Origin of the sequence: Pseudomonas sp. PS01303, from assembly GCF_029959385.1 — a bacterium.
GTDB lineage: Bacteria > Pseudomonadota > Gammaproteobacteria > Pseudomonadales > Pseudomonadaceae > Aquipseudomonas > Aquipseudomonas rustica.
Genome location: NZ_JASCPK010000270.1, coordinates 1 through 3512, shown reverse-complemented (window position 1 = coordinate 3512; position 3512 = coordinate 1). Strand labels below are relative to the sequence as shown.

The 3512-nt window shown below is 59.4% G+C and carries 2 protein-coding genes; both read right to left on the bottom strand.

Annotated features, from left to right (window positions below; genetic code table 11):
• Positions 1-92: 92 nt before the first annotated feature.
• Positions 93-389, bottom strand: coding sequence for a DUF2845 domain-containing protein (locus QMX93_RS30235; RefSeq protein ID WP_159815142.1), 297 nt, complete (start codon positions 387-389; stop codon positions 93-95).
• Positions 389-3340, bottom strand: a complete 2952-nt coding sequence (locus QMX93_RS30230) for a DUF748 domain-containing protein (protein WP_282359255.1) — start codon at positions 3338-3340, stop codon at positions 389-391. The genes QMX93_RS30235 and QMX93_RS30230 overlap by 1 nt, the downstream gene beginning before the upstream one ends.
• Between the last annotated feature and the right edge of the window lie 172 nt (positions 3341-3512).

Below are 3512 nucleotides of genomic sequence, written 5' to 3'. Positions count from 1 at the left end.
GCTCGCGAAGGCGGTGTGTCAGCCAAATATGTATTGACGGATACACCGCTTTCGCGAGCAAGCCCGCTCCCACATGGGATCTGTGTTAGCGGTTAGTTACCGCGTTTGCTGGTGATCTGCCGCAGGCGATTGCCTTCAAAGCGCAGGTATTGGTACATGCCGTTGTTCGGCCCGTACGTCCATTCCTCGACCTGAAACTCTTCACGCCGATTGGCGCTGCGCTTGTAACCCAGCGGATCGCGACCAACCGGTTCGCCGCACTTCTGCAGCACTTCGCTGGCGCGGTCGCCGAGGCTGACCAGTTGACTGCCGCAGCGCAACGTATCCGACGCCCAGACGTGGCTGGCAGCCAGCGTCAGGGCGATCGCCGCCAGCCACTTGCCTGTCATTACTCGGCGTCCAGATGCAGCGGTGTGATCACCCGACCATCGCTTTCAGCCTGACCGAGATTGGCGTCGATGAAGTACACGCGGTCATCGGCCAGTTGGCCTTTGTCGACCAGATAATCCTTGATGCTGCTGGCGCGATCCTGACCCAACTGACGCAGCAACACATCGCTGCCACTCCAGAACTTGATCACGCCTTCACGCATTTTCGCCGTGCGTTCTTCCTTGCCCAGATCCTTCCACTCAGCCGGCGGCTGGGTTTTCAGACGGGTGCGATAAATGCCTTCGAGCAGCGGGCCTTTTTCGCCTTCCGGCACTTCGATCAAAGATGCTTGAGCCGGGACTTTATCGCCACGGCGCTGGAGCATCTTGTAGTAGTTGTACTGATATTCACGTTCCAGACGCTGCTCGGCGATCAACGGACCATCGCTGCTTTGCGCAGCGGTGCCTTCGATTTCCAGACGCAGGGCAGGGCGTTCTTTCAGCGCTTGCGACAGTTTCACCAGCGCGCCTTCGGCGTCTTTGCTCAACTCACTGGAGCCCGGCGCGAACGACACGGTGCCGAGGTCTTCGGAACCGCCACCGCTGACCAAACCGCCAATCAGCTTGAACGGCGCCGCTGCGGCTTTGACGATCAAGTTGCGCAGAGTCTGCCAGACAATCGGCATCACGCTGAATTGCGGGTTGTTGAGGTCGCCGGTCACCGGCAATTCGATGGAGATTTTGCCGTCGACGTCCTTGAGCAGCGCAATCGCCAGTTTCAGCGGCAGGCTCACGGCATCCGGGCTGTCGACTTTCTCACCGAGCTGCAACTGTTCGACCACCACTTTGTTCTCGGCTTTCAGTTGGCCTCTGGTGATCAGGTAATGCAGGTCGAGATTGAGCCGGCCCTTGCGGATCCGGTAACCGGCGAACTTGCCGGAGTACGGCGTCAGCGTGGTCAGCTCGACGCGTTTGAAACTGGTGGCGATGTCGAGGCTGGCCATCGGGTCGAAGGGATTGACCGCGCCCTTGATGGTCACCGGTGCATAGCGGTCGACCTTGCCCTTGATGTCGACGCTGGCCGGTTTCGCCTGACGGCTGTCGATGGTGCCGATCTGACCGTTCAGTTGTTGGATCGCAGTGGCGAAGTTTGGCGTCAGGCTGAAGTCGGCGAAGTTGGCCGAGCCGTCATTGATCGCAATGCCGCCGATATGAATGCCCAGCGGTTTGTCCTTGCTGGCCGGTTTCGCCGCAGTGGATTTCGCGCCACTGTCGGCCGGTTGCGGGATCAGCAGATCGTCGATGTTGGTGGTGCGATCATCGTTGATCATGAAGCGCGCATACGGCTGGAACAGGTTGACCTTGTCGATCGACAGGCTGTCACCGTGCTGATAATTCAGGCCTTCGACCACCACTTGCTGCCACTTGAGGAAGTCGCGGGTTTTCAGGGTGTCGAGGGTGTGCAGTTGATCGATCTGCGCGCGGCCGGTCACGCTGAGGGCCAGCGGCTCGGTGCTCTTGAGGTTGACCTTGAGGTCACTGCCGAGCATGCCGCTGCGCAGTTCCAGACGAATAAACGGGTTGATGTAGGACTGTGCGACACGCAGGTCGATGTCCTGGGTTTTCACATTGAGTTGAGCGTTGACCGGCGCCAGATTGACCGTGCCGTCGGCGCTGAGCTTGCCTGATTTGCCGACGCCGCTATCGAGTTTGACCTTGAAGGGCGAGCCGTTGAGGCTGTCGAAATCTTGCAGATCAATGTTCAGCGGCGTGATATCCAGCGCCACCGCAGGCGTGGCGGAACGGTCGGCGAGGTGAACGGTGTAGTCGCGCAGTTGCACGTCTTTGAGCAGCACTTGCCATGGTTTGCTTGGCGCTGTCGGTTCGGCTTTCGGCGAATCGGCAGCGGCCGGTGTGCTGGCCGGTTCGGCGGCGGCTTTGGCAGCAGGTTTTGACGGTTGGCTGGCGAACAGTTTTTGCCAGTCGAGCTGGCCGTCAGCTTCGAGGGCGGCCCAGGTTTCCAGTTTCTGGCTGCGGATCTTGCCGACCACCACGTGTTGCTTGGCCAGATCGATGCTGGTGTCGCTGACGTCGAGGCGCTCAAGCTTGGCCAGCGGGCGGCCATCCGGAGCGCTGATCGCGAACGGCGCGATGCTGACGTTAACGTTGTTCAGCAGCAGTTCGGTTTCTTTCGACAGGTTGAGTTTGTATTCGGTGCTGAGGCTTACCACGCCGTCGTTGAGTACCAAAGGCACCGAGTCACGCACGTAAGGCCAGAAGGCTTTCATCTTGCCGTCGGTGACTTTCAGGGTGCCTTCGGAAGTGAACGGGATCAGGCTGAAATTGCCGCTCCAGTCGATTCGTCCGCCGGCCGGGCCGATCGCGACGAGGGTCATGTCGGCGCTGTCTTCGGGCAGGGTGCTGAGGTTTTTCAGTTCAAAGCTGAGGTCGTCGTAAAGGAATTCAATCGGCTCGCTTGGGCGCACGTCCTGAAAGTGCACGACGCCGCTGGCCAGTTTGATGTTGTCGATGCGCAGCGGGAACGGTTTGGCGTCGGGATCGGCCGGAACCGGTTCGCTGGCCGGCACGTTGAACAGGCCGAGCAGATTGAGCTTGCCGTCTTTGGCGAAGAGGATTTCGGTCTTCGGCTTGTCCAGTTCGATGTTCGCCAGATGCAGGGCTTTGGTCCACAGACTGTCGATTTGCAGGTCGGCGTACAGGCGTTCGAAGCCCACCTGCTCTTTGCCCGGTTCACCAATAACCAGGCCCCACAAGGTGACCTCAAGGCTGAACGGGTTGAGTTCGATGCGCTGGATATGCGCCGGCACCGTGGCGTAATTGGCCAGTTGCTGGTTGGCCACTCGCAGGGCAATGCCCGGCAAAATCAGAAACCCCAGCAGGCTGTAGAGGGCCAGCGCAGTCAACAAGGCGCCAATCGCGCGAATCAATCCTTTGGTCATGTGCGGCTTCATCTGTCTGAATCGAAGTGCCTTGGAGTATGGCACGCGAATCTGGTTCCGAAGTACATCGCATGGGTCAGGATTGTTCAGATTTGTCTCAAAACACAGATCCCTTGTGGGAGCGAGCCTGCTCGCGAAGGCGTCCTACCAGTCACACTATGTGTTGGCTGATACACCGCTTTCG